Below are 25,443 nucleotides of genomic sequence, written 5' to 3' on the forward strand. Positions count from 1 at the left end.
TTTATGCGCGTCGTGTTGAGCGGCGGCGGTACCGGAGGGCACATTTATCCGGCGTTGGCCGTAGCCAGACAGTGCGAAGAGATTGATCCGGACGCTGAATTTTTATACATTGGCGGTCAGCGGGGACTGGAAAGCAAGCTGGTTCCTCAGGAAAAAATTCCGTTTGAGGCTATTGATATTACAGGATTTCGTCGCAGCTTGTCTGTGGAAAATATAAAAACGATCATTCGTTTCTTCAAAGGGGTTCGCAGATCCAAAGCATTATTGAAAAAATTCAAGCCAGACATCGTCATTGGCACCGGGGGGTATGTATGCGGCCCTGTCGTCTACGCTGCTTCCAAGTTGGGGATACCCAGTATTATTCATGAGCAAAATGCAATCCCGGGATTGACCAATGCGTTTCTGAGCCGTTACGTGGATACGGTGGCCGTCAGCTTTGAGGGCTCGGAAGGAGCTTTCCCCAAAGCCAAAAATGTACTGTACACCGGGAATCCACGCGCTACAACAGTTCGTCAGGCTAACCGGGACCGGGGCTTTGCTACCATCGGGGTTCCAATGAACAGCTCGGTCGTGCTTGTGGTCGGTGGCAGCAGGGGAGCAAAGGCCATTAATGATGCCATGATTGCAATGGCTCCGCAACTTTCCCAACTGAAAGACGTCCATTTTGTATATGTGACTGGTGAATCTTACTATGAGCAGACGTTGGACAGCATACGGGATCAGATCGGCTCACTACCCAATCATCTGCATGTGCTTCCCTATATTCACAATATGCCAGAGGTGCTGGCTTGTACCTCTTTAATCGTTAATCGCGCTGGGGCGTCCTTCTTGGCTGAAATCACATCGTTGGGTATTCCATCCATTCTAATTCCATCCCCCAATGTGACGAACAACCATCAGGAGGCCAACGCCCGTACACTCAAAAAGGCAGGGGCTTCTGTCATGATTGTGGAGAAGGACTTGACTGGAGCGTCCTTGTTTCAATCTATTGCGGGGATTATGGAGGATGAGGCATTGCGTAGCCGGATGGCTGAATCAGCGTCAGCGCTGGGCAAGCCTGATTCAGCTGATATTTTAGTAAAAGAAATGGAGCGTCTTGCCCGTAAAAGTTAGAACCGCAGCGCAGACTGGGCGGTTGTCACACACCGGATGGTATTGACATAAGATACCCTATACATTGTGACCATCACTCAGGCTGCCGGTTGTCAGGTGAGAGCCATACAACCATGCGGGGCAAGCAACAAGGAGGTTTCAGTACAAATGCAGCAATGGATGCCATTATTAGCGGAGCATGATATCGGAAAAGTGCTGGAGCATGAGCCGCTTTCCAAATATACGACATGGAAGATTGGAGGTCCGGCGGATGCTCTTGTCATCCCGGATACCAAGGAGCAGCTAGCAACTTTACTGCGGCTGGCTGGCGAGCACGGAATTCCGTGGATGCAGTTGGGACGGGGCTCGAACATGCTTGTTTCCGATAAAGGAATCCGGGGCCTCGTGATCAAGCTGGGACCGGGATTTGACTATGTCCGTTTTGAAGATGAACGGATCGTCGTCGGTGGAGGCGTGTCACTAGTCAAACTGTGTGTTATGGCCAGCAAGCAGGCGCTATCTGGCCTCGAATTTGCGGGAGGTATCCCGGGATCGGTTGGCGGGGCTGTTTACATGAACGCCGGTGCCCATGGGTCTGATGTGTCACAAATATTCCAGTCCGCTGAGATTGTGCTGGATACAGGGGAATTGGCTGTGTATGATGCCGAACAAATGCATTTCAGCTATCGTCACTCCGTGCTTCATGAGCAGCGTGGAATGGTGACAGAGGCGGTGTTTCGGATGAAGCAGGGCAACCGTGAGGAAATTTCGGCGGCTCTTGCGGCTTTCAAAGATCGTCGTAGGCTGACTCAGCCGTTACAGCTGGCTTGTGCCGGAAGTGTGTTTCGCAATCCTCCAGGAGACTATGCGGCACGGCTCATTGAAAACGCAGGTCTCAAGGGCTTAAAAGCGGGAGGCGCTGAGGTTTCTGTACAGCATGCCAATTTCATTGTTAATACCGGTCAAGCGACAGCAGAGGACGTGCTTACCCTAATGAAGCATATTCAAAGTACAATATCATCTCAAACCGGCATCAAGCTAGTTCCGGAGGTTTTCGTAGTGGGTGAGCGGTAAACTCGGAGGTGATACATTGGACAAATTGGTGATTGAGGGAGGCCGTCCCTTGTCAGGCACCATACGTATCCATGGGGCAAAAAACGCGGCACTACCGATTCTTGCGGCAAGCTTGCTTGCACAAGGAAAAGTAGAAATTCGGAATGTGCCCCATCTATTAGACATTAAGGTCATGCTGCACATCCTTGAGAGACTTGGCTGTACATGCCGACATGAAGAGGAAACGGTATACGTGGATACGTCGTCCGTCCGAACGTTCCAGATTCCGGAAGATTTGATGAAGCAGATGCGCTCGTCTATCTTTCTGATGGGACCGCTGCTCGCCAGATATGGAGAAGTTTCCATTTACCAGCCGGGAGGCTGTGCCATAGGCGAGCGCAAAATTGATCTTCACTTGGAGGGTCTGAAGGCTCTTGGAGCGGAGATCGTGGAAAAAGAAGAACAAATTACGTTTCGTGCTCGCAAGTTGACTGGAACGGATATCCATTTGGATTTCCCGAGCGTAGGGGCCACCGAAAATATTATGATGGCCGCTGCGTTGGCTGAAGGACGAACGACGATTACCAACGCAGCGAGGGAACCTGAGATTCAGGATCTTCAAAACTTCCTGAATGCGATGGGAGCTCGTATTATCGGAGCGGGGACGGATACGATTACGATTACGGGAGTCAACTGTTTGAATCCGTGTACGTATGAAGTTATTCCCGATCGCATCGTAGCTGGGACCGTTATGATTGCGGCTGCGGCCACGCGCGGCAGTGTGTCGTTGACACATTGTAATCCCTCCCATTTGTCCGCTCTGATTCACGTCCTCAGGCGGGCTGGTGTTCAAATCGGTATCTTGAATGATATAATGACCGTAAGCTGCATGAGCCGCCCCAAAGCAGTGGAGAGGATTGTTACCTCCCCTTACCCGTCTTTTCCGACGGACTTGCAGTCTCAAGTCATGGTTCTGCTTTCTCTGGCAGATGGCTTTAGTGTGATGAAAGAGACGGTCTTCGAAAGCCGATTCAAACATGTGGATGAATTGAATGTGATGGGTGCCGATATTACGGTTGATGCGAATGCAGCTTTTATACGGGGAGTTCCCCGTTTGTACGGGGCCACGGTAGAGGCTACCGATCTTCGAGCAGGGGCTGCGCTGGTTATAGCGGGTCTGGCCGCTCAAGGACTTACCATTGTCGAGCAGGTACACCATATTGACAGAGGGTATGACCGGATCGAGCGTCTTTTCCAGGGACTGGGTGCCCGAATGAATCGTCAGTCTCCGGTGCCGGAGCAGTTGGATTTCGTAAATTAATGCCTGTAATGTCCCTCCGTTAGCGGAGGGACCAAAGGCTTTTGTGGAGAGAAGCTATGCCAAACGCCCAAATACCTGTTCTTAAACAGAACAGAATGAAGAAAAGAACAAGTCGGAAGATTGCCATCCTCCTCATTTTGTTGTTTATCGTACTGCTTGCTGTTCTCTTTTTCCGTTCCTCATTAAGCCGGGTTTCTGAAATCCGTTTTGACGGCAATGTATTTTCGACCCAGGAACAGTTGCTTAATCGAAGTGGTCTGGCTATCGGTGATCAGTATTTCGGAGTCAGTTCTTCGGGCATTTCCGAGAAGCTGCGAGAGATTCAGTCGATTCAACAAGTAACGGTGGACAAGCAGTTTCCGGGAGTCATTGCTGTTCATATTAAAGAGTTTGCTACAGTTGCTTACGAGTTGCAGAGTGATGGGAGCCTGCGCGCCATTCTTGCGAATGGAACCAGCGTAGGCGTGGGCAGTAGCGGAATTGCGGTTGAGAAGCCTATTTTAACCAAATGGAAATCGGATGATCCCTACAAAGCAAAGCTATGTGATGCGTTATCTCGGATTCCGGGGGAATGGACAGCCGACATATCGGAAATCATTCCCGCGCCGATACCCTCTTTTCCAGACCGCATCAAAATGTATACACGCTCTCAATTTGAGGTTATTACGACGGTTTCTCTGCTGAGCTCTAAAATCAGTTATTTGAATCAGGTGCTGGAAACAGAAGAGCCTGGTTTAATCACAATGCTGCAGGCAGATTCCTACGTTCCGTTCAAACAGGATACGAGCAAAGAGCCCCAAGAAAAAGATACTACTCAGTGATGTGAAAAAATGCTAGAATTGATTTTATGGGTAATAGACTTGCCTCCTTCTTTTTTCTTCAAATTTTTATGTGACTGCAACCATAAATTGGCTTCTAAAAAATTTGTAGAAAAAAGAGGGAAAGCATGGAGTATGTTGAATATGTACAGAGTGTGTTCAAAGAACGAAATTCATTTTGGAGTCAGGAGGTGCCACAGACTTGAGCAACAATGACATCATTGTTAGTTTGGACATCGGTACATCCAAAGTTCGGGCTATTATTGGGGAAATGAACAATGGAACCTTTAATATTATTGGAGTTGGATCTGCCGACTCGGAAGGGATTCGCAAAGGTGCAATTGTAGACATTGATCAAACCGTGCAATCAATCCGTAACGCCGTGGATCACGCAGAGCGCATGGTTGGTATTCAAATAACAGAAGTGTATGTGGGGATTTCAGGCAACCATATTGGCCTGCAAAATAGTCATGGCGTAGTAGCCGTGTCCAACGAGGACCGTGAAATCGGTGAGGAGGACATTGAGCGTGTGCTCAAGGCAGCTGAAGTTATTGCAGTACCACCAGAGAGAGAAATTATTGACGTGGTGGCCAAGCAGTATGTCGTGGATGGCCTTGAAGGTATTCAAGATCCTCGCGGTATGATCGGAGTTCGTCTGGAAGTAGAGGCTACGATTGTTACGGGAGGCAAGACGCCGATACATAATCTGTTGCGCTGCGTTGAGAAGGGCGGCTTGAGGATCAAAGATTTGGTGCTGCTGCCTCTGGGCGCCGGACAATTGTCACTTTCGAAGGATGAAAAGGTGATGGGTTCGGTGCTGGTGGATATTGGTGCAGGCTCTACAAATGTTGCTATCTTCCAGGAAGGAACGATTGTTGCCACATCTACACTTCCCATCGGCGGAGAATTTGTAACCAATGACATTGCCTACGGACTGAGAACCCTTACCGATCAAGCTGAAAAAGTAAAGCTAAAATACGGTTGCGCATGGTATGATGATGCGGCAGCCGATGTCGTCTTTAAAGTGACCCGTATCGGCAGTAATGTCGATAAGGAATTCAATCAGCAGGACTTGGCTGCCATTATTGAGCCGAGGGTGCAGGAAATTTTTCAACTCATTCAGGTGGAAGTTAAGCGCTTGGGTTACACGGAGCTTCCGGGGGGTTATATACTTACCGGAGGCACCGTCTCCATGCCTGGTGTACTTCAGGTGGCACAAAGCGAACTGGCCGCTTCTGTAAGGATCGCCGTACCGGACTTTATCGGTGTAAGGGATCCTGGTTACACAAGCGGAGTCGGCATCTTGCATAATGCCATTCGCTACTATCGCGGAAGATCGACCAGCGTTAGCAGCAGCGGTGGAAGTTCCAAGAAGCCGACCAACCGAACCAAGAGCAGTCCCGTTGCGGAAGGCGAGCAAAAGCAGGGGTTGATTGAACGCTTAAAAAACATGTTCAGTGAGTTTATATAACGCTCATTGCTAATTATGCCAATCATGGACGGGCCATCCATGCACATTGAGGGGGAGATGGAATAGTATGTTGGAATTTGATTTTGAAATGGAGAGCTTGGCTCAAATTAAAGTGATCGGCGTCGGAGGCGGCGGCAGCAATGCGGTTAACCGAATGATCGAAAATGGTGTTCAGGGTGTGGAGTTTATCACCGTCAACACAGATGCTCAGGCGCTTCATTTAGCGAAGTCTGAGCATAAGCTTCAAATTGGTGATAAGCTGACTCGCGGCTTGGGTGCCGGAGCTAATCCGGATGTGGGTAAAAAAGCGGCTGAGGAGTCGCGTGAACTCATTATGAACACACTCAAAGGTGCGGATATGGTATTCGTGACGGCGGGAATGGGTGGCGGTACAGGTACTGGTGCAGCTCCTGTCATTGCTGAAATCGCCAAGGAATGCGGCGCGCTGACTGTAGGTGTTGTAACACGACCATTCACATTTGAAGGGCGTAAGCGCTCCAATCAAGCCGAGCTGGGCATTGAGGGATTAAAAGAAAAGGTAGACACTTTGATTGTTATCCCAAATGATCGCCTGCTCGAAATTGTGGATAAAAAGACCCCAATGCTGGAAGCATTCCGCGAAGCGGACAATGTTCTTCGTCAGGCGGTACAAGGTATTTCTGATTTGATCGCTGTACCGGGTTTGATCAACCTCGACTTTGCTGACGTGAAAACGATTATGACGGAGCGTGGCTCCGCCTTGATGGGAATTGGCGAAGCAACTGGTGAGAATCGGGCGGCTGAAGCAGCACGCAAGGCTATCATGAGCCCGTTGTTGGAAACATCCATTGAAGGCGCTCGGGGTGTGATTATGAACATCACAGGCGGCAACAATCTGTCTTTATACGAAGTGAATGAAGCAGCTGAAATTGTAACCTCGGCTTCCGATCCAGAGGTCAACATGATCTTTGGTGCCATCATTGACGAAGAGTTGAAAGAAGAGATTAAGGTTACCGTCATTGCAACTGGCTTTGAAGGTAAACCAAGCCAACCGGCACCGGGGCGTAAACCAGCTACCAACCCGGCTGCACCTGAATCGGCGGAAAAGGGTTCTCCTAACTTGCGGCCATTCGGAAACACTCAGAGCAGTGATCAACTCGATATTCCGACATTTTTACGTAACCGTTCACGCAATAATAATAACGATAACTAGATTGAAATCAGTTAGCCCGTGTTCTCCTTGGAGATGCGGGCTTCTTTCTATTTTCTGTATCTCGTAATTCGATTCGTTGGTTGATTTAGTTGTAATAACTTCCTTTTTTACCGTTTTCCGATCTTCCCCCCTTTCCGACAAAATTAGTCGATCACCGTCCCCATCGTTAGACAGACTTTGAACAGCATGACTACTATACTTAAGCCTATCCTGCAAACGCTGGGCGGGTGAACCTTTGGTTGTTTACATCGACTTCATTTTTTTGGTCAATTTGTTCATTGATGCTGTATTGCTGATGGCTACCGCCTGGATGAGAAAAGTTCGTCCGGTGTGGTGGCGGCTGCTTGCTTCGGCTGTTATTGGTGCGATGTATGTGGTCATGATGTTTGTGCCGGAGCTGTCCTTTTTATTTACATTCCTGATTAAGCTGGCATTATCGGTCATTATGCTGTTGGTGGCTTTTGGATTTGGCAGCATGCAAAAGTATCTTCGTACGATGGGTGCTTTTTATATGATCAATTTTGTAGCAGCGGGAGGAATTCTGGGGATGCATTATTTACTCCAGAGCACGGGGGAATTGTTTAATGGCATCTGGTACACGGCTTCAGGTGGAATGTCCTTTGAGCTGAAAATTGCATTCTGGTTTATCTTATGCGCATTTGGCGGAGTGATGCTTTTCTTTCGCATTGTGCAATCTTCAAAGCATCGCGCAGAAAGGATGAGTGGATTTCTGGGTGAGGTACAGGTATGGATCGGACAGGATCATATTGAGTGTACAGGCTTGTTGGATACGGGGAACCAACTTCATGATCCATTGACCCGGACACCGGTGATGGTCATGGAGGCTGCCTTGTGGGATGCATATTTACCCTCTTCCTGGCTCCACAAGCTATCTGAGGGAAATGTGGATCAACTGGTGATGGAGTTGGGAGACGAATCGTTTAAATGGCAGGATCGAGTTCGTCTCGTTCCATATCGTGGCATTAACCATAACCACTCCTTTATGCTCGCACTCAAACCGGATCGCGTAGAGGTGGTGATGAATGGGGCTCGTTATGTGCATCATCGGGTGCTGATCGGCTTGGATGGGGGAAAGCTGTCAGCAGAGGGAAAATACCGCGCGATCATTCATCCAGATGTGACGGCACACGCAGAGGGGGCTGCTGAGACGAATCAGAAGCAGGAAGAAATATGCTTTGAAGCGCAGGACTATGGTCGTGGACACACGATCAGGTCTGAAGGCAATCAGGCTATTGCTGTAACGGACGAAGGGACGCAACGAGATTTTACACCATTTTCAGAAGGGGGAGAATGACATGCGGGAACAGATGAAATTCAAGATGAAAATCAGGTTTACTTTACAGCTGCAATATTATCGTATTTTATTTTTATTCGGGTTAAAAAGTGAAGAGATTTATTATATCGGCGGCAGCGAGGCGCTCCCCCCGCCGCTGACGAGGGATGAGGAAGAGTATTTGCTTGGAAAACTCTCTTCCGGTGATGCAGCAGTACGCTCCATGTTGATTGAACGGAATTTGCGGCTGGTGGTGTACATTGCGCGTAAGTTTGAGAACACAGGAATCAATATTGAGGATCTCGTATCTATAGGGGCGATTGGACTTATCAAGGCAGTTAACACCTTTGATCCCGAGAAAAAAATCAAGCTCGCTACCTATGCTTCCCGATGCATCGAAAATGAAATTTTAATGTATTTGCGCCGAAATAGTAAAACAAGAACGGAAGTTTCTTTTGACGAGCCTTTGAATATTGATTGGGATGGGAATGAGTTGCTGCTTTCCGATGTGATGGGGACGGAAAATGATACCATTTACCGCAATATTGAGGAGCAGGTGGACCGCAAATTATTGCATAAGGCGCTGGATAAGCTGACGGATCGGGAACGTCTGATTATGGAGCTGCGTTTTGGCTTGCAGGACGGGGAAGAGAAGACACAGAAGGATGTTGCTGACCTGTTAGGCATCTCGCAATCCTATATTTCGCGTCTGGAAAAACGTATTATAAAGCGCTTACGGAAAGAGTTCAACAAAATGGTGTGATGCTTGGGTATATTCGGAAGCGATGGAAACGGCGAATAAAAAAACACCCTCAGGAGATAATGTACATTAATGTTGCTCCTTGGGAGGTAAGACACGATGACCCGAAACAAAGTGGAAATTTGCGGTGTGGATACCGCCAAACTGCCGGTGCTAACCAATGCGGTAATGCGCGAGCTGTTCACATCACTTCAGCAAAATAATGAACGATCAGCCAGAGAAAAATTGGTTAACGGCAATTTACGGCTCGTCCTGAGTGTGATTCAGCGCTTTAACAATCGGGGAGAGTTTGTTGACGATTTGTTTCAGGTAGGATGCATTGGCCTGATGAAGGCGATTGATAATTTTGACCTTTCGCAAAACGTGAAGTTTTCCACTTATGCGGTGCCAATGATTATCGGTGAGATACGCCGGTATTTGCGGGACAACAATCCGATCCGTGTATCCCGTTCGCTGCGAGATATTGCATATAAGGCGCTTCAAGTGCGGGATAGTCTGACAAATCTGAATTCGCGGGAACCGACGATTTTGGAAATTTCTGAGGCGCTGAACGTGCCTAAGGAAGATGTTGTGTTCGCATTAGATGCGATTCAGGACCCGGTTTCGCTGTTCGAGCCGATATATCACGACGGGGGCGACCCAATCTATGTGATGGATCAGATCAGTGATGACAGAAATAAGGACGTCTCATGGATTGAGGAAATCGCTCTGCGGGAAGCGATGCATCGCCTGGGCCAGCGTGAAAAGATGATATTGTCCATGCGTTTTTATGAAGGAAAGACGCAGATGGAGGTTGCCGACGAAATCGGTATCTCTCAAGCCCAGGTTTCGAGATTAGAGAAGTCGGCTATACAGCAAATGCAAAAGCATGTGAAGTCTTAGTTTTAAGGGAAGAGCAGCTTGGAGGGCATACCGATAAAAACGATCCTTTGTGGATCGTTTTTGCGTTTAAAGGACATTTTTTGGGTTCTCTCGCTCATATAGTGAAATAAAGGATGTGATGCGTGTGAGTACACCGGAAACGTCGGTAAGGGCCATGAAAATTTCCGAGTTTCAAACAAAGGATGTCATTAACATTGTAGATGGGCGACGATTGGGACAAATCAGTGATTTGGAGATTGATGTACGACAGGGCAAAATCGAGGCCATTGTTGTCCCTGGCAGCAGCCGTTTTATGGGCTGGTTTGGAGGGGGAAGTGAACTGGTCATTCCTTGGCGCAACATTGTGAAAATTGGCTCGGATGTGGTACTTGTACGATTGGAGGGACTGCATGAGCCGCAGGGTGATGTTGAGGAAAAATTATATATTGAGCGCCAGGAACGAAATGATCGACGGGGATTTTGAACAGTGATTTTGAGCTTAAGGTATATGTACATTTGACAGCTATGTGAAGACACGGCGGCGGCTTTTTGGTACACTGGGCAATAGAGGTGAGAATGAATGGAACCGTTTGTAGTGAATACCGGGGCAACGGGTGTTGCGTCAACGACAGATGGCACGCATCCTTTGCCGGAGTTGTTATATATTCAATCCTGGGTGAAACAGGTTCGCGGATTGACAGCAGGTTTTACCGGACGCCATGGCGGTGTCGGTGAAGTGCCTTACGAAAGTCTGAATTGTGCGTTTCATGTAGGGGATGACCCGGAGAAAGTTATTCGCAATCGGCAGCTTATTGCGAAGCAGCTCGGATTTGTGCCTGAAGCCTGGACCTGTGGAGAGCAGGTACATGGTAATCACGTTGCTGTTGTAAAGGCTGCTGATCGCGGGCGCGGCTTTGCGGATCGTGCATCTGCTTTTCAGGATACAGACGGACTGTTGACCGATGTACCAGGCATTTTACTGACATCCTTTTATGCGGATTGCGTGCCGTTATATTTTTGTGATCCGGTGCGGCGTGTGGTTGGGCTGGCGCATGCGGGCTGGAAAGGAACAGTTGCGGAGATTGCGCTGAAAATGGTGCAAATGATGCAGACCGAATATGGATCTCAGCCGTCCGATTTGCTTGCAGCCATTGGCCCTTCCATTGGTTCTGAGTCATACGAGGTGGATGAGCATGTTATGAGCCAAATTCGGGTTTTGGAGCATGATTGCCCGGGTAATGATAAATGGGAAGGTACTGTCTATTTCCCGTTAGGCGGCGGAAAAGCGCTCCTTGACTTGAAACAATGCAATCGACACATTATGATGAAAGCAGGAATATTGCCGAGCCGTATCGAATGTACTACCTTATGCACGAGTAGCCGCAGCGATTTGTTTTTTTCGTATCGCAAGGAAGGCGGCGTCACAGGGAGAATGGCGAGCTGGATTGGTCTGGAAGAGAGGTGAGTCCTCCCGTGTCTTTGGAGGAACGAATTAAAGAAGTGAACGCCCGTGTGGAAGCGGCATGTGCCCGCAGCGGACGTTCGCGTGAAGAGGTAAATGTGATCGCTGTCACGAAATATGTTTCAGCAGCGGCGATGGCATCTGTATTGGACAATGGCTTGGAGCATGTTGGCGAAAATCGCTGGCAGGATGCTGCGGATAAATGGAGTAAGCTGGGTGACCAGGGAACATGGCATTTTATCGGTCATCTGCAAACGAATAAGGTTAAAGATGTCATTGGAAAATTTGAATTTATACATTCGCTTGATCGGTTGTCGCTGGCTCAGGAATTGGATAAGAAGGCGGCTGTTCTTGGACTAAGGATCAAAGCCTTTGTGCAAGTTAATATTTCAGGGGAGACTTCGAAATATGGCCTTTCTTCTGAGGCGGTGGTACCTTTTCTGAAACAAATTCGCGATCTGGAGCATGTGGACGTGATCGGCTTGATGACAATGGCTCCCCATGAGGAAGACCCGGAGAATACCCGGCCTGTATTTCGGGGGCTACGTGAACTGCGTGATGCGTTAAATGGACAAGCTTTAACGAGAGAACCTATTGTTCACCTGTCGATGGGCATGTCTAATGATTTTGAGGTGGCGGTTGAAGAAGGAGCGACCTGGTTACGGCTTGGTTCTGTACTGGTCGGACGAGAGGAGGATTTCCATTGGGCGTAATGAATAAGTTCATGAACTTCCTGGGACTTCAGGAAGAAGAGGAAGTTGTAGAGCGAGAGGTTATGAATACGCCGGAAGATCAAGAAATTGAAACCCCAAGCTTTGATAAACGTAAGAACCAGAAGGGCAATAATGTTGTCAGCATCCATTCACAGAAAAATGTGAAAGTTGTCCTGTATGAGCCGCGTTCTTATGATGAAGCACAGGAAATCGCCGACCACATTCGTTCCCATCGTACAGTCGTGGTCAATTTGCAACGCATCCGTAAGGATCAGGCGCTGCGAATCATTGATTTTTTAAGTGGTACTGTATATGCGTTGGGCGGGGGGATTTCCAAGGTGGGCAATAATATTTTCCTGTGTACACCGGATACGGTTGAAATTCAAGGCTCCATTACGGAAATACTAGCTGACACTGAACAAGAACTTAACAGAATGAGGTGAGCTTTTCTTGATCGAGGTAATCGGTTGGCTATTTCAGATTTATTCTTACATGATCATTGCATATGTCCTGATGTCATGGCTTCCTAATGCAAGAGAAAGTGTAATCGGTGATTTACTTGCCAAGTTTGTGGAGCCGTATTTGTCTCCTTTTCGCAGATTTATACCGCCAATCTTCGGGATGATTGATATTTCACCCATCGTTGCGCTGATTGCTCTGCGTTTTGCGTCGTACGGTTTGATGTCTTTAATTCGCAATTTCGTCTAGGAGGGCTTATGCGAACTGAGATTTATGAGCATTTTCACCCGGATGAACGGGATTATGTAGATCGCGCTTCCGAATGGATCAGTCATGCGGGGGCTTATCATGAGAAGAAGCTGACTGATTTTTTGGACCCGCGTCAACTGTACATATTGGAGACGCTTGCTTCGAAGGAAGACAAGGTCACGATTAGGGTAGATGGCGGTTATGAGGCATCGGAACGAAAGCGGGCGCTGATTGCGCCCGATTATTCGTATTTGGACGAGGAGAATATGGGGATTCAGGTTCTTTCCGTCACGTCCGATGATCATAAAATGAATACGTTGGAGCACGGTGATTACTTGGGTGCGATATTGGGACTTGGAATCAAGCGTGAAAAAATAGGGGATATTCATGTGCTGGACGACGGGTGCCATGTATTGGTGGCTTCAGAGATCAGCGATTTTATTACGATGCATTTACAGCAGGTTCATCGTGTTCATGTGTGGACCGAACTGTTGCCTCCAGAAAATCTGCGGACGAAGGATGTTGCATTAGAGCCGCTGGACCTGACGGTGGCATCTTTGCGTCTGGACGGCATTGCCAGTGATGTGTATAAGCTGAGCCGCAGCAAGATCTTAACACCGATCCGGGCCGGACGGTGCAAGGTAAATTGGAAGGTGGAGGAGAATCCATCCACTTCACTTAAGGCGGGGGACATTATTTCCATGCAGGGATTTGGGCGTTTCAAAGTGCTGGAAACAGACGGTGTGACAAAAAAAGGAAGATTCCGTGTCAAAATTGGCAAGTTTATATAGCTGGAGGCAGGATTCACGAGCTTTCTGTCGAAAGAATTAAGCTATAGCGAAGAACTGGAACGATTTTGCTCTGTACAGCATTCACAAAACGGGGTATGATGACCGATAGATGATAGTGAGCGTCGTGACGCGGAAAATGTTTTTTTGTCAATCTTATAGGAGGTGGACGGCATGCCATTAACACCATTGGATATACATAACAAGGAATTTGCCCGCCGGCTTCGCGGTTATGACGAAGATCAGGTCAATGAATTTTTGGATCAGGTGATCAAGGATTACGAGGGCGTTATCCGTGAAAATAAAGAACTGAGTACACAGCTGTTGAATGTTCAGGAAAAGCTCGATCATTTTTCGACCATTGAGGATACGCTGAGCAAGACGATTATCGTGGCGCAAGAAGCGGCTGATGAAGTCCGTAACAATGCCAAGAAAGAGTCGCAGCTCATCGTGAAGGAAGCGGAAAAAAATGCGGACCGCATTGTGAATGAAGCGTTGTCCAAATCCCGCAAAATTGCGTTGGAGGTCGAGGAACTGAAGAAGCAGGCTTCGATTTACCGGGCACGTTTTCGTACATTGGTGGAGGCGCAGCTTGACTTGTTAAGTCAGGACGGATGGGAAGCGCTTGAAAATCGTGAACGCGAAGTGCTGGAGCGCGAGCGTGAAATGAAAGAGATTTATTAATCGTCATTTCTGACAGCGATGATTGGGTCTCTTCAGGGTTGACTTTTATCTTCAAAGAGGCTATAACTGAAATACTATACTGGATATCACGTTATCCGTTGGGTAATGGGTTGTTATTCAGGGCAGCGAAGCTGCTGATTTAATTTCCCGATGAATTTAACATTTGGAATTCGTTGATGGGAACGAGTACGTCATGTTTTTGTCCCTCAGAGAGTTGGCCTTTTTCCGGTGCAAGCCAACGTTCAGAACATGACCGAAGATCCTCCCTGAGAAGTGAGCTGAAGCGCTTGAGTTTTATCCAGCGTGTGTAAGCTATCACCGTATGCCATACGTTACAATGGCGCCCTGCTGTAGTTGAGTAGGGCTCGGAGAGCCGTGACGGGACCAGTCTTTTTGAAAATGGTCTGTTTACGGAATCAGGGTGGTAACGCGAGCACAGTCTTGTCCCTTTACAGGGACGGGGCTTTTTTGTTGCTTTTTTTCAGAGAATCCTACAGAAACTGATGAACAGAGAGGAAGAATGACATTATGAACAGAGTAGATGTCAAAGAAAAGGCACGGTCCCGCGACCTGCGCATCCTGAGCAAATGGAAGCGGGAGGACACGTTCCGCAAAACCATCACGCATCGTGAGGGAAAACCAAACTTTGTATTTTATGAAGGCCCGCCAACAGCTAATGGTAAACCGCATATCGGTCACATGCTGGGGCGTGTAATTAAGGATTTTGTCGGCCGTTACCAAACGATGAAGGGGTACCGTGTCGTACGCAAGGCAGGTTGGGATACCCATGGGCTACCGGTAGAATTGGGTGTACAGAAGCAATTGGGCATTTCCCATAAGCCTGAAATTGAGGAATATGGCGTTGAAAAGTTTATCAAAAAATGTAAAGCCAGCGTGTTTGAGTATGAGCAGCAATGGCGTGATCTGACCGAAGCCATCGGCTACTGGACAGACCTCGATCATCCATACATCACGCTAGATAATAATTATATCGAGAGTGTGTGGAACATTCTGGCGACAATTCACGAAAAGGATCTGCTGTATCGCGGTCATCGCGTAAGTCCGTATTGTCCGGATTGTCAGACAACGCTGAGTTCCCATGAAGTGGCACAGGGCTACAAAGACGTAAAAGACCTGAGTGCCACGGCCAAATTCAAGCTCCATAGTAGTGGTGAATATGTGCTGGCATGGACGACAACACCTTGGACTTTACCGAGTCACGTGGCACTTGCCGTCAATCCTGATCTGGAATACGCTCGTGTAAAACAGGAAGACGGTGTATATATCGTTGCCAAAAACCTCGTCGAAGACGTGATTAAAGGCGATCATGAAGTGATTGGCACGCTGCTGGGTTCGGAATTGGTAGGTCAATCGTATACTCCGCCATTTACGTATTTCCAAGTCGAGAAGGGTAATCAGATTCTGGGTGCGAAGTTCGTAACGGACTCCAGCGGTACAGGTATTGTTCATATGGCTCCGGCGCATGGTGAAGATGATTACCGGGTATGTCGTGAAAATGGCGTTGGATTCATCAATGTGGTGGATCTCCAGGGTAACTATGTAGAGGAAATCACTGATTTTGCAGGCCGTTTTGTGAAGGACTGTGATGTGGATATTGTTAAAATGCTGTCGGAAAAAGGCTTGCTGTACAGCAAGGAAAAATACGAGCATAGCTATCCGTTCTGCTGGCGCTGTGATACTCCGCTATTGTACTACGCCATGGATAGCTGGTTTATCAAAACAACCGCCATCAAGGATCAACTGATTGCCAACAACAACGAAGTTGAATGGTATCCGGGTCATATACGCGAAGGACGCTTCGGCAAGTTTTTGGAGGAATTGGTGGACTGGAACATCAGCCGTGATCGCTATTGGGGCACACCGCTGAATATCTGGGTTTGTGAAGAAACCGGAGAGCAGTTCGCTCCGCATAGTATTGCTGAACTGCGGGAACGTGCGATTGGTGACGTACCAGCCGATATTGAGCTGCACAAGCCATATGTGGATGAAATCAAGGTTCGCAGTACATGCGGCAAATACGAAATGACCCGTACACCGGAAGTGATCGACGTATGGTTCGATAGCGGCTCCATGCCATTTGCCCAACATCATTATCCATTTGAAAATAATGAAACATTCGAGCAGCAATTCCCGGCAGACATGATCTGTGAAGGTATTGACCAGACTCGTGGCTGGTTCTATAGCTTGCTTGCGGTTTCGACCATGCTGACGGGCAAAGCTCCTTACAAAGCAGTTATGGCGACAGGTCACGTACTGGATGAGCAGGGGCAGAAAATGTCCAAATCCAAGGGAAATGTGATTGATCCATGGGAAGTGATTGACGAGTACGGTACAGATGCTTTCCGTTGGGCTTTGTTGTCCGATAGTGCACCGTGGAATAGCAAACGTTTTTCCAAGGGCATTGTAGGCGAAGCCAAATCGAAGCTGGTAGATACGCTCGTAAATACACACGCTTTCCTGACTTTGTATGCGGATATCGACGGTTATGATCCGGCGCAGCATCCGTTCAAGCCATCAGCACACAAGTTGGATCGTTGGATTTTGTCCCGCCTCAACAGCTTGATTCTGGTGGTGGACAAAGCGCTGGCAGTAAACGACTTCCTGAATTCGTCCAAAGCGATTGAGTCGTTCGTGGATGAACTGAGCAATTGGTATATCCGCCGTTCGCGCGACCGATTCTGGGGCCATGGCCTTACAGAAGATAAATTGGATGCGTACCGTACACTGACTGAGGTGCTGTTGACGACAGCGAAGCTGCTTGCGCCGTTCACACCGATGCTGGCTGAGGATATTTACTTGAACCTGAGCAACGGGGAAAGCGTTCATCTGGATGATTATCCAACTGCAAATGAAGCCCTGATTGATCTGGAACTGGAACGTGACATGGAGACGGCTCGCCGCGTAGTAGAACTGGCGCGCAATGTCCGTAACGAAACGGGGCTGAAAACGCGTCAGCCGTTATCCGAATTGATTTTGTCCATGGATCAGGATTTTGAGCTGAGTGGTTATGAGGAAATCATCAAGGATGAGATCAATGTGAAACATATTCATGTTGAAACGGACGATAGCGGCTTTGTAGACTTCACACTGAAGCTGAATTTGAAGGTAGCGGGCAAGAAATACGGCAAAAATGTCGGCTTCCTGCAAAACTTTTTCAAAGGAATGTCTGTGGAGGACACGCGTTCGGTTGTAGAAAAAGGAGTGCTGAACATGGCTTCTCCAGAAGGGGAAGAGTTACAGGTTACAGCCGAGGAATTACTGGTGGAGAAAAAAGCGAAGGAAGGCTTTGCTTCCGCTTCCGGCTATGGTTTAACCGTAGCGTTGAACACAGACATTACGCCTGAGTTGGAGCAAGAGGGCTGGGTACGTGAGGTTGTTCGTGCGGTGCAGGATTACCGTAAGAAGCTGGATCTGCCGATTGAAAAGCATGTGGCACTTATGCTGGATGTAGATAGTGAGCTACATCAGGCGATTCAAAATTTCGATTCGGTGTTGCGTGAAAACGTATTGGTAACGACGGTGACATTTGGTCAAGCCGAGCCTATGGAACGTGTAGAAGTGAACGGTAAAACGATCGGCGTGCATATTGGGGAATAATTACAAGACCCCTGTCCCATAATACAATAACAGGCAGCATATAAAAAACGAGCCTAGGTATTGGAACGGATGGATGATCTCCGTTACATGCCTCGGCTCGTTTGCTGCGTTCAGGGCAGCATGGGAAAAGGGGGATGGTGCATGACCGCACGATCAAGGCGCAGACAGGGCAGAAGCCGCCAAGGCATGAACGGAGGAAGTACAGGGGCTGTAGTCACAGATCTAGGCACAGCAGGTGATCAGGCAGACCAGCTAAGCCGTGTAGAAAAGCTGGTGCGTTCCGTGTCGCAGCAGTTGGAACGCAGCCGTATTGCTGATTATGCCCTGTTGCTCAACAGGCCTTGGCGATTGCTCTGGCTAAACTTAATATCAGGTCTGTCTCGGGGACTCGGTATCGCGCTTGGGTTTACTTTTTTCGCGGCGACCATTATCTATGTGCTGCAAGTGTTGGGAGCGCTGAATTTGCCGATCATCGGTGATTATATTGCTGATATTGTACGGATTGTGCAACGACAACTGCAGCTAAACACCTACTAGTTACTTATTTACCTGTTAGGATTTGGTTTAACTATTCGTCTTCGTGCGTATCTGGCTCCAGCAGACCTTCGCCCTCACCATCATCCAGATAACGCTGATAAATGGAACTGCGGACAACCGATACATTTTTTCCATATATGTCTGTGGCTACAAAGCTTTCGTAAGGCTCTACGAAGCCCATATTATCATCGTTGGCCTCAATTTCCATATCGTCGTAGCTATGAATTTCTCCACTTTCGGCCATGGCTGGTGTATTCGATGTACCCCAGCTTTCAACGATTTGCCAGGCGTCCTCGCCGTCAAAGCCGTTTTGATCTTCACGCTCATCCAGACTTGTTCTGCCGAATGCGGGAGCGAGGAATTCCTCCTCCACCGGGCGTCGGTTGGAAACTTCTGTTTCAGGGCTGTATTCTTTGCAGTAAATGGTATAGGGAACTGCTAGCAGACGGTCATAAGGAATCGGTTTGCCGCTAGCTGCACAAATGCCATAGGTTCCCTTATCCATTGCCATTAAGGCTGATTCGATACGTTCTAATTGAAATTCGTCGTGCTCCAATAGGGAAATGTCCTTGGCTCGCTCATACGTTTCGGTAGCCAAATCACCCGGATGATTATCAATAGGGGAAAGTTCGCCGGTCTGATCGCGTTGGGAATCGCCGAGTCCATAATGATCGTTGTCCTGCAAACGATGCTCAATCTCCTTTTTACGTTCCAGTAGTTCGTTACGCAATCCCTGCAATTGTTGCTCCGTCAATGGGGACATGGAATCCACTCCTTATTCTAGGTTTAACCTGCGCGTATGCTGTGTCGGTTATGCTCCTTATAGTTTGCACCGGAAAGACCTCTTTTACATAGGAAATTCTGATCAAATGCGCTGGAGTTTATTTATTCGTAATTCAGGCTCAATAGCTTGGGGGATTCGTGGACGATCTGAGAAGGCTTATGCTACAATAAATGGGTTCGACAACGGATATAAGCAGATCGGAGTGACGAAGGACTGTGATTTATTTTGGTATTGCGCTAATTATTTTTTTGATTGATCAGGGAGTCAAATATTTGGTGGCTACGCGCATGGAATTGTACGAGCAAATACCCGTCATCGGCAATTTCTTTCTAATCACGTCCCATCGTAACCGAGGAGCCGCTTTTGGGATTTTGGAAGGCCAGCGTTGGCTGTTTATCGTGATTACGATTGTGGTGGTGATCGGTATCATATGGTATTTGCGGAAGACGGTTAAGGCCGGGCAGAAATTGCTTCCAGTTGCATTAAGTTTGGTCCTTGGAGGCGCGGTCGGTAACTTTTTGGATCGGGCTATTTCAGGGGAAGTGGTTGATTTTGCTCAATTCAATTTTGGAAGCTATACGTTTCCGATTTTTAATGTGGCAGACTCGGCGATTGTCATCGGTGTAGCACTGATTATTTTGGATACATTGCTGGAATCGCGTCGGAACAAAGATAATGGCAGTGATAGCATTGAAGGGAAGTCATAGCATGAAAGAAGTAAACGAAAACGGCGAAGCCACAGGTTTGTCTTATGAGGACGAACTGGAGGGTGAATCTCTGGAATGGACAGCGGAATCCGGGGATGCCAAAACGCGTATAGACAAATATATCGCCGAAGAAATGAAGGATGTGTCCCGTTCCCAGATTCAACTGTGGATCGGGAACGGTCGGGTGTTGGTGAACGGCACAGCGATCAAAGCGAATTACAAGCTGGCTGAAGGTGATCGAATATCATTGTCCGTACCTGAGCCGGAGAGTGTAGATATTGTACCGGAAAATATTCCGCTGGATGTTGTTTACGAGGATTCGGACGTCATTGTCATTAACAAGCAACGTGGTCTGGTTGTACATCCTGCACCAGGACACTCTTCGGGCACATTGGTCAACGCACTCATGTACCACTGTCATGATCTTTCCGGCATCAACGGTGAATTGCGTCCTGGTATCGTCCATCGTATTGATAAGGATACATCAGGACTGCTGATGGCAGCCAAAAATGATCAGGCTCACGCCTCGCTCGCAGCGCAGCTTAAGGATCACAGTGTCACTCGTAAATATATAGCGCTGGTTCATGGCCATCTAAGTCATGATCAGGGAACGGTAGATGCTCCCATCGGACGTGATTCGGGGGACCGCAAATTGTTCACTGTGACAGAGCGCAACAGCAAGCATGCAGTTACCCATTTTCTCGTGATTGAGCGTTTGGGAGATTATACCTTGCTGGAACTTCAACTGGAAACAGGGCGTACGCATCAAATCCGTGTGCACATGAAATTTATTGGGCACCCGTTGGTCGGTGATCCGATGTATGGACGTAGCAAAGGGGTCCGTATGGATGGCCAAGCACTGCATGCCGCGGTATTGGGCTTTAAGCATCCCACCACTGGAGAGTACATGGAGTTCAGCAGACCGATTCCTCCCGATATGGAAGATGTACTGGCATCCTTGCGCAGTCGGTAAACAATGATAAATTACATTCGATATTCACAAACCTGAATAATGATTAAGCATAACCGCCTAATTGGCGGTTATTTTTGTTATTGGTCATGGTATATGTAAAAACAACTATGGATAATTATACAGTAAAATTGTATAATTATTTAAGTGCTTCCGGTGGCGCCGGTTGAACAGGTGTTGACACGTGATTTTCAATCTGTCATACTTCTTGTAGTTGTGATGAACTTTGTCCACAAGATGGCTTGCTATCTTGTACTATGAGAAACTGGATAAAGGAAATCCTGAATAGCACCTTTAAATCAGTCCCGTGAGGCTGGCAAGGTAACGTGAATGGATCACTGATCAGTGCATCCGCTGCGGCGGCATGTCTTCAGTGTATCCGAGAGATCGGAGAACGGTGGAAGACTGTTCATACGAGACTCCTTGCCAAACTTGGGCAAGGAGTCTTTTTTGTATCCGAACACGGGACCAGGTCTGAAGGGAACATATCCTGAGGAGGCTGGAAGCATGAGTAGTGAAACACATGTACTGATGGATGAAATTGCGATTCGCCGGGCTTTGACACGGATTGCACATGAAATTTTGGAAAAAAACAAAGGCATTGACAATTGTGTGCTGGTAGGCATTCGAACGCGAGGGGTTCATCTGGCGCAGCGTCTCGCTGCAAAAATCGCTGAAATTGAGGGCGCCCCGATTCCATGGGGGGAACTGGATGTCACAGCTTACCGTGATGACCGGGGGAACAATGCCGAAGCCAAGGGAAATGGAAAAGAGCTTTTGATGAATCCCGCTGACGTATCGGTTCATGATAAGAAAGTCATTCTCTTCGACGATGTGCTGTACACAGGCCGTACCATTCGCGCGGCGATGGACGCATTGATGCACTGCGGAAGACCGCAAATGATCCAACTGGCGGTTCTGGCAGATCGCGGACACCGTGAGCTTCCGATTCGTCCAGATTACATCGGCAAGAACATCCCGACCTCCAAATCCGAGGAAATCGTAGTTGCGCTTCAGGAGACGGACGGTAAGGACGAAGTGACGATCAATCAAAATCGGGGGGAACAGGCATGATTACAACAACCAGTCAACTTAGAGAACGCAGCCTGCTCGGATTAAAAGAACTTAGCCGAAATGAAATTGAGTCGATTCTGGATCGCGCTCATTATTGGGAATCACAGCCGGAAAAGCTGGTTCCAGTGCTACAATCACGCTTTGCGGCTAACATGTTTTTTGAAAACAGCACCCGCACCCGCTTTTCTTTTGAAATGGCGGAAAAACGCTTAGGCGCTCAGGTTTTGAACTTTTCCGCTGCGGCCTCCAGTGTAGAAAAAGGGGAATCCATCTACGACACGGTACGCACGCTTGAATCGATGGGCATCGACGCAGGAGTCATTCGGCTGAAGCCGGACGGAGTGCTGCAAGAGCTTGCTGAGAAGGTCAGTGTCCCACTGGTGAACGCCGGTGATGGCAACAACGAGCATCCAACGCAGGCGTTGCTGGATCTGTACACGATGCGCAAGACTTTCGGCGAGCTAAAGGGCTTGCGAGTATCCATCATTGGAGACATTCTGCACAGCCGTGTGGCTCGATCGAATCTGTGGGCCTTGCAAAAATTTGGAGCCCAGGTTAGCTTCTGCGCGCCGGACAATATGCAGGCATCTGATCTTGCGGCGCACGCGCCTTATGTACCGATGCAAGAGGCATTGCAGGCAGACGTAGTTATGATGCTTCGGGTACAGCTGGAACGGCACGCCGAAGGGATGCTGCGTTCAGCGGATGAGTACCGCGAGCAGTACGGCTTGACAGAGCAAAGAGCAGCCAATCTTAAACCCGGAACGATCATTATGCATCCGGCTCCAGTGAACCGGAATGTGGAAATCGACAGTGCAGTTGTGGAAAGCGAACAATCACGGATTTTCCCGCAGATGGCAAACGGGGTTCCAATCCGCATGGCGGTAATGGAACGGGCAATGAAGCTGTAGAGACTGTCAGCAGGATCGCGGAATTAGCATTGGTAACGGTTAAAGCAAAGCATAACAAGCAGCGGCGAAAGTTGCAGAAAACCTGAGCGGAGGAACCTTTTACATGAACCAATTAATTATGAATGCAAGCGTATTGAATGAGCAGGGCGAGGCTGAACTGAAATCTATTCTGATCGCGGACGGAAAAATATTGGCAATCGTAAATGCAGACGCTGGAGTTAGTCTACTTGTGGAAGAAGGGGCATCCGAGCAGGAGAGCCAAGTCGAAAAAATCGACGCCCAAGGCAAGCTGGTGATTCCCGGTTTGATCGACATGCATGTGCATCTGAGAGAACCTGGCTTTGAATATAAAGAAACGATTGAAACGGGCAGCCGAGCGGCGGTGAAAGGCGGATTTACGACGATTGCCTGCATGCCGAATACACGCCCGGTGACGGACAATGTGGACACGGTTCAATTGGTACTGAAAAAGGGGCAGGACGCCGGGCTTGCCAAGGTACTTCCTTACGCAGCCATTACGAAAAACGAGTTGGGCCGCGAGCTGACGGATTTTGAAGCGCTCAAGGCAGCAGGCGCAATCGGCTTTACTGACGATGGTGTCGGGGTGCAAAGCGCGCAGATGATGAAGGATGCCATGGCGCGGGCCAAAGTGCTGGATATGCCGGTTATTGCTCACTGCGAAGATAACACGCTTGTTGAAGGAGCAGCGGTGACAGACGGCGAATTTGCCAAGCGCCACGGACTTAAAGGCATTCCGAACGAATCCGAAGCGATTCACGTCGGACGGGACATTTTACTATCCGAGGCAACCGGGGCACACTATCATGTATGCCATGTCAGCACGGAGCAGTCTGTGCGGCTGATCCGCCACGCGAAATCTTTTGGCATCAAGGTAACGGCTGAGGTATGTCCCCACCATTTGGTATTGTCGGATGAAGACATTCCGGGGCTGGACGCGAATTGGAAAATGAATCCTCCGCTGCGCTCCCCACGTGATGTGCAGGCCTGCATCGAGGGACTGGAGGACGGAACGATCGACATCGTCGTAACCGACCATGCGGCACACAGCGAAGAAGAGAAGGCAAAAGGGTTGGAGCTGGCGCCTTTTGGTATCGTTGGCTTCGAAACAGCTTTTCCGCTGCTGTACACGAAATTTGTAGCGACCGGACAATGGACGCTCGACTTTCTGGTACGGCGCATGACGGCTGACCCGGCACGTGTCTTCCGCCTCGACACAGGGCGTCTAGAAGAAGGAGCACCTGCGGACCTGACCATGGTTGATCTGGAGCAGGAGCAGGCCGTTGATCCGCAAGCATTTGCCAGTAAAGGACGCAACACTCCTTTTACAGGCTGGAAGCTCAAAGGATGGCCTGTGAAAACTTGGGTAGACGGCAGACTGGTATGGTCTGCTGACGAAGTGAAATAAATACAAAACACTAAAATAATAGAACCTTATTACAGGAAATCATACAGAGGAGTGAGACGGGATGCAGGCAAGATTGTTGCTTCAGGACGGCACGCTGTTTACAGGCACAGCATTTGGTGCGGACGGTGAAAAAACAGGCGAGGTCGTTTTCAACACAGGGATTACAGGCTACCAAGAGGTGCTGACCGATCCCTCTTATTGCGGACAAATCGTAACGATGACTTACCCGCTGATTGGCAATTACGGAATTACTCGGGATGACTTTGAATCGGTACGGCCTTATGTGCATGGCTTTGCCGTTCGACGTTACGAGCCGGTGCCAAGCAACTGGCGTGCCCAATACAGCGTGGACGATTTGCTGAAGGAATATGGCATCATTGGCATTAGCGACATCGACACCCGCATGCTTACCCGGATTATTCGCCATCACGGCACGATGAAGGGCATTTTGACGACAGGCACTCAGCCTGTGGAAGAACTGAAAGAAATGATGGCTGACCTGACAATTGAAGAACTGCGTAACCAGGTTCCATTGACCTCTACGCCTCATCCGTATAGCAGCCCTGGCAACGGGGAGCGGATCGTACTGATTGACTATGGTGCTAAGAGCGGTATCTTGCGTGAACTGAATAAAAGGGATTGCGACGTAGTAGTGGTTCCGCATGATACAACGGCAGAGGAAATTCGCCGCTTGGACCCGGACGGAATTCAGTTGTCCAACGGCCCTGGAGATCCCAAAGACGTACCGCATGCCGTACGCACGGTGGCTGAACTGCTAGGGGAATATCCGATCTTCGGAATTTGCTTGGGACACCAGCTGTTTGCCTTAGCTTCGGGAGCGGATACGGAGAAACTGAAATTCGGTCATCGTGGCGGTAACCATCCGGTGAAGGAACTGGAGAGCGGACGCTGCTTCATTACTTCACAAAATCACGGCTACACCGTGAATGAGGGCTCGATCGAAGGAACCGAGCTTGAAGTGACGCATATTAATAACAACGATAAAACGATTGAAGGTCTTAAGCATACCAAGTATCCCGCGTTTTCGGTGCAATATCATCCGGAGGCTGCGCCTGGACCTTACGATAACGGCTACTTGTTTGACCGCTTTCTGGACATGATCCGTGAGTACAAAAGAAATCATCCAAAGCAACCGCGTCAGGCTGCTATCGCCGCCGCAGTGAGAGGAGAGCGCTAAT

General features: G+C 48.6%; 25 protein-coding genes and 1 other annotated feature. Of the genes, 24 read left to right on the forward strand and 1 reads right to left on the reverse strand.

All coding sequences use genetic code 11. From position 1 onward, the window contains the following. Positions 1–3: 3 nt before the first annotated feature. The 18 genes from murG (at position 4) to ACIFO6_RS15885 (ending at position 18,372) form a co-directional block, all read left to right on the forward strand. Complete coding sequence (gene murG / locus ACIFO6_RS15800; RefSeq protein ID WP_430041779.1) at positions 4–1,113, forward strand: undecaprenyldiphospho-muramoylpentapeptide beta-N-acetylglucosaminyltransferase; 1,110 nt, start codon at positions 4–6, stop codon at positions 1,111–1,113. A 147-nt stretch (positions 1,114–1,260) separates the two neighbouring features. After that, on the forward strand, positions 1,261–2,166 hold the full coding sequence (murB, locus tag ACIFO6_RS15805) for a UDP-N-acetylmuramate dehydrogenase (RefSeq protein WP_430041781.1): 906 nt from the start codon (positions 1,261–1,263) through the stop codon (positions 2,164–2,166). Continuing rightward, complete coding sequence (gene murA, locus ACIFO6_RS15810) at positions 2,156–3,466, forward strand: UDP-N-acetylglucosamine 1-carboxyvinyltransferase (protein ID WP_430041783.1); 1,311 nt, start codon at positions 2,156–2,158, stop codon at positions 3,464–3,466. Before murB ends, murA begins: the two co-directional genes overlap by 11 nt. Before the next feature lie 56 nt (positions 3,467–3,522). Then, positions 3,523–4,287: a cell division protein FtsQ/DivIB gene (locus ACIFO6_RS15815; protein ID WP_430041784.1), complete on the forward strand. Its 765-nt coding sequence runs from the start codon at positions 3,523–3,525 to the stop codon at positions 4,285–4,287. 199 nt (positions 4,288–4,486) lie between these two features. Continuing rightward, positions 4,487–5,755, forward strand: coding sequence for a cell division protein FtsA (ftsA, locus tag ACIFO6_RS15820; RefSeq protein WP_430041787.1), 1,269 nt, complete (start codon positions 4,487–4,489; stop codon positions 5,753–5,755). Between the two features lie 67 nt (positions 5,756–5,822). After that, entirely contained in the window at positions 5,823–6,947 is a 1,125-nt protein-coding gene (gene ftsZ / locus ACIFO6_RS15825; protein ID WP_430041789.1) for a cell division protein FtsZ, read from the forward strand. 235 nt (positions 6,948–7,182) lie between these two features. Further along, positions 7,183–8,262: a sigma-E processing peptidase SpoIIGA gene (gene spoIIGA, locus ACIFO6_RS15830; protein WP_430041790.1), complete on the forward strand. Its 1,080-nt coding sequence runs from the start codon at positions 7,183–7,185 to the stop codon at positions 8,260–8,262. Position 8,263: 1 nt separating this feature from the next. Next, entirely contained in the window at positions 8,264–9,004 is a 741-nt protein-coding gene (gene sigE / locus ACIFO6_RS15835; protein WP_430041792.1) for an RNA polymerase sporulation sigma factor SigE, read from the forward strand. Between the two features lie 96 nt (positions 9,005–9,100). After that, positions 9,101–9,883, forward strand: a complete 783-nt coding sequence (gene sigG, locus ACIFO6_RS15840) for an RNA polymerase sporulation sigma factor SigG (protein ID WP_430041795.1) — start codon at positions 9,101–9,103, stop codon at positions 9,881–9,883. A gap of 124 nt (positions 9,884–10,007) precedes the next feature. Next, the gene (locus tag ACIFO6_RS15845; RefSeq protein ID WP_430041797.1) at positions 10,008–10,346 is read left to right on the forward strand and encodes a YlmC/YmxH family sporulation protein; all 339 of its coding nucleotides are present in this window, start codon (positions 10,008–10,010) and stop codon (positions 10,344–10,346) included. A gap of 96 nt (positions 10,347–10,442) precedes the next feature. Continuing rightward, a complete protein-coding gene (gene pgeF / locus ACIFO6_RS15850; RefSeq protein ID WP_430041798.1) occupies positions 10,443–11,327 on the forward strand; it encodes a peptidoglycan editing factor PgeF in 885 nt (294 codons plus the stop codon). Positions 11,328–11,335: 8 nt separating this feature from the next. After that, a complete protein-coding gene (locus tag ACIFO6_RS15855; protein WP_430041799.1) occupies positions 11,336–12,037 on the forward strand; it encodes a YggS family pyridoxal phosphate-dependent enzyme in 702 nt (233 codons plus the stop codon). Beyond that, positions 12,028–12,480 (forward strand): cell division protein SepF, encoded by a 453-nt coding sequence (locus ACIFO6_RS15860; protein WP_025684635.1) that lies wholly within the window; start codon positions 12,028–12,030, stop codon positions 12,478–12,480. Before ACIFO6_RS15855 ends, ACIFO6_RS15860 begins: the two co-directional genes overlap by 10 nt. Before the next feature lie 7 nt (positions 12,481–12,487). Continuing rightward, entirely contained in the window at positions 12,488–12,745 is a 258-nt protein-coding gene (locus tag ACIFO6_RS15865) for a YggT family protein (protein ID WP_134913494.1), read from the forward strand. 8 nt (positions 12,746–12,753) lie between these two features. Further along, the gene (locus ACIFO6_RS15870; RefSeq protein ID WP_430041802.1) at positions 12,754–13,536 is read left to right on the forward strand and encodes an RNA-binding protein; all 783 of its coding nucleotides are present in this window, start codon (positions 12,754–12,756) and stop codon (positions 13,534–13,536) included. Positions 13,537–13,707: 171 nt separating this feature from the next. After that, positions 13,708–14,217 carry a DivIVA domain-containing protein gene (locus ACIFO6_RS15875; protein ID WP_014282424.1) on the forward strand — a complete coding sequence of 170 codons (510 nt, stop codon included), beginning with the start codon at positions 13,708–13,710 and terminating at the stop codon, positions 14,215–14,217. A gap of 164 nt (positions 14,218–14,381) precedes the next feature. After that, positions 14,382–14,669 (forward strand) — a binding site (T-box leader). 76 nt (positions 14,670–14,745) lie between these two features. Beyond that, positions 14,746–17,835: an isoleucine--tRNA ligase gene (gene ileS, locus ACIFO6_RS15880; RefSeq protein ID WP_430041805.1), complete on the forward strand. Its 3,090-nt coding sequence runs from the start codon at positions 14,746–14,748 to the stop codon at positions 17,833–17,835. A 141-nt stretch (positions 17,836–17,976) separates the two neighbouring features. Next, positions 17,977–18,372, forward strand: a complete 396-nt coding sequence (locus ACIFO6_RS15885; protein WP_430041808.1) for a DUF5665 domain-containing protein — start codon at positions 17,977–17,979, stop codon at positions 18,370–18,372. A 31-nt stretch (positions 18,373–18,403) separates the two neighbouring features. Here the strand turns inward: ACIFO6_RS15885 and ACIFO6_RS15890 are convergent, their stop codons facing one another. After that, complete coding sequence (locus ACIFO6_RS15890) at positions 18,404–19,135, reverse strand: TraR/DksA C4-type zinc finger protein (protein WP_044648406.1); 732 nt, start codon at positions 19,133–19,135, stop codon at positions 18,404–18,406. Positions 19,136–19,371: 236 nt separating this feature from the next. Between ACIFO6_RS15890 and lspA the strand changes: the two genes are divergently transcribed. From lspA to ACIFO6_RS15920, 6 genes are all read left to right on the forward strand, one after another. Beyond that, complete coding sequence (gene lspA / locus ACIFO6_RS15895) at positions 19,372–19,863, forward strand: signal peptidase II (RefSeq protein WP_149093331.1); 492 nt, start codon at positions 19,372–19,374, stop codon at positions 19,861–19,863. Between the two features lies 1 nt (position 19,864). Further along, positions 19,865–20,836 carry an RluA family pseudouridine synthase gene (locus ACIFO6_RS15900; protein ID WP_025684629.1) on the forward strand — a complete coding sequence of 324 codons (972 nt, stop codon included), beginning with the start codon at positions 19,865–19,867 and terminating at the stop codon, positions 20,834–20,836. A gap of 504 nt (positions 20,837–21,340) precedes the next feature. Continuing rightward, a complete protein-coding gene (gene pyrR, locus ACIFO6_RS15905) occupies positions 21,341–21,907 on the forward strand; it encodes a bifunctional pyr operon transcriptional regulator/uracil phosphoribosyltransferase PyrR (protein ID WP_430041811.1) in 567 nt (188 codons plus the stop codon). Then, complete coding sequence (locus ACIFO6_RS15910) at positions 21,904–22,818, forward strand: aspartate carbamoyltransferase catalytic subunit (protein WP_430041814.1); 915 nt, start codon at positions 21,904–21,906, stop codon at positions 22,816–22,818. The genes pyrR and ACIFO6_RS15910 overlap by 4 nt, the downstream gene beginning before the upstream one ends. Before the next feature lie 103 nt (positions 22,819–22,921). Continuing rightward, on the forward strand, positions 22,922–24,244 hold the full coding sequence (locus ACIFO6_RS15915; protein ID WP_430041817.1) for a dihydroorotase: 1,323 nt from the start codon (positions 22,922–22,924) through the stop codon (positions 24,242–24,244). 61 nt (positions 24,245–24,305) lie between these two features. Continuing rightward, the gene (locus ACIFO6_RS15920) at positions 24,306–25,442 is read left to right on the forward strand and encodes a carbamoyl phosphate synthase small subunit (protein ID WP_430041818.1); all 1,137 of its coding nucleotides are present in this window, start codon (positions 24,306–24,308) and stop codon (positions 25,440–25,442) included. The last annotated feature ends 1 nt before the right edge of the window (position 25,443 follow it).

It is taken from the genome of Paenibacillus sp. NRS-1781 (assembly GCF_050467745.1).
GTDB lineage: Bacteria > Bacillota > Bacilli > Paenibacillales > Paenibacillaceae > Paenibacillus > Paenibacillus terrae_A.

Bases quoted from the DNA above. Each gene is read 5' to 3' on its own strand.
- murG (WP_430041779.1), top strand. From the start codon at position 4: ATGCGCGTCGTGTTGAGCGGCGGCGGTACCGGAGGGCACATTTATCCG.
- murB (WP_430041781.1), top strand. From the start codon at position 1,261: ATGCAGCAATGGATGCCATTATTAGCGGAGCATGATATCGGAAAAGTG.
- ACIFO6_RS15815 (WP_430041784.1), top strand. From the start codon at position 3,523: ATGCCAAACGCCCAAATACCTGTTCTTAAACAGAACAGAATGAAGAAA.
- ftsZ (WP_430041789.1), top strand. From the start codon at position 5,823: ATGTTGGAATTTGATTTTGAAATGGAGAGCTTGGCTCAAATTAAAGTG.
- sigE (WP_430041792.1), top strand. From the start codon at position 8,264: ATGCGGGAACAGATGAAATTCAAGATGAAAATCAGGTTTACTTTACAG.
- sigG (WP_430041795.1), top strand. From the start codon at position 9,101: ATGACCCGAAACAAAGTGGAAATTTGCGGTGTGGATACCGCCAAACTG.
- pgeF (WP_430041798.1), top strand. From the start codon at position 10,443: ATGGAACCGTTTGTAGTGAATACCGGGGCAACGGGTGTTGCGTCAACG.
- ACIFO6_RS15870 (WP_430041802.1), top strand. From the start codon at position 12,754: ATGCGAACTGAGATTTATGAGCATTTTCACCCGGATGAACGGGATTAT.
- ACIFO6_RS15875 (WP_014282424.1), top strand. From the start codon at position 13,708: ATGCCATTAACACCATTGGATATACATAACAAGGAATTTGCCCGCCGG.
- ileS (WP_430041805.1), top strand. From the start codon at position 14,746: ATGAACAGAGTAGATGTCAAAGAAAAGGCACGGTCCCGCGACCTGCGC.
- ACIFO6_RS15885 (WP_430041808.1), top strand. From the start codon at position 17,977: ATGACCGCACGATCAAGGCGCAGACAGGGCAGAAGCCGCCAAGGCATG.
- ACIFO6_RS15890 (WP_044648406.1), bottom strand. From the start codon at position 19,135: ATGTCCCCATTGACGGAGCAACAATTGCAGGGATTGCGTAACGAACTA.
- ACIFO6_RS15900 (WP_025684629.1), top strand. From the start codon at position 19,865: ATGAAAGAAGTAAACGAAAACGGCGAAGCCACAGGTTTGTCTTATGAG.
- pyrR (WP_430041811.1), top strand. From the start codon at position 21,341: ATGAGTAGTGAAACACATGTACTGATGGATGAAATTGCGATTCGCCGG.
- ACIFO6_RS15910 (WP_430041814.1), top strand. From the start codon at position 21,904: ATGATTACAACAACCAGTCAACTTAGAGAACGCAGCCTGCTCGGATTA.
- ACIFO6_RS15915 (WP_430041817.1), top strand. From the start codon at position 22,922: ATGAACCAATTAATTATGAATGCAAGCGTATTGAATGAGCAGGGCGAG.
- ACIFO6_RS15920 (WP_430041818.1), top strand. From the start codon at position 24,306: ATGCAGGCAAGATTGTTGCTTCAGGACGGCACGCTGTTTACAGGCACA.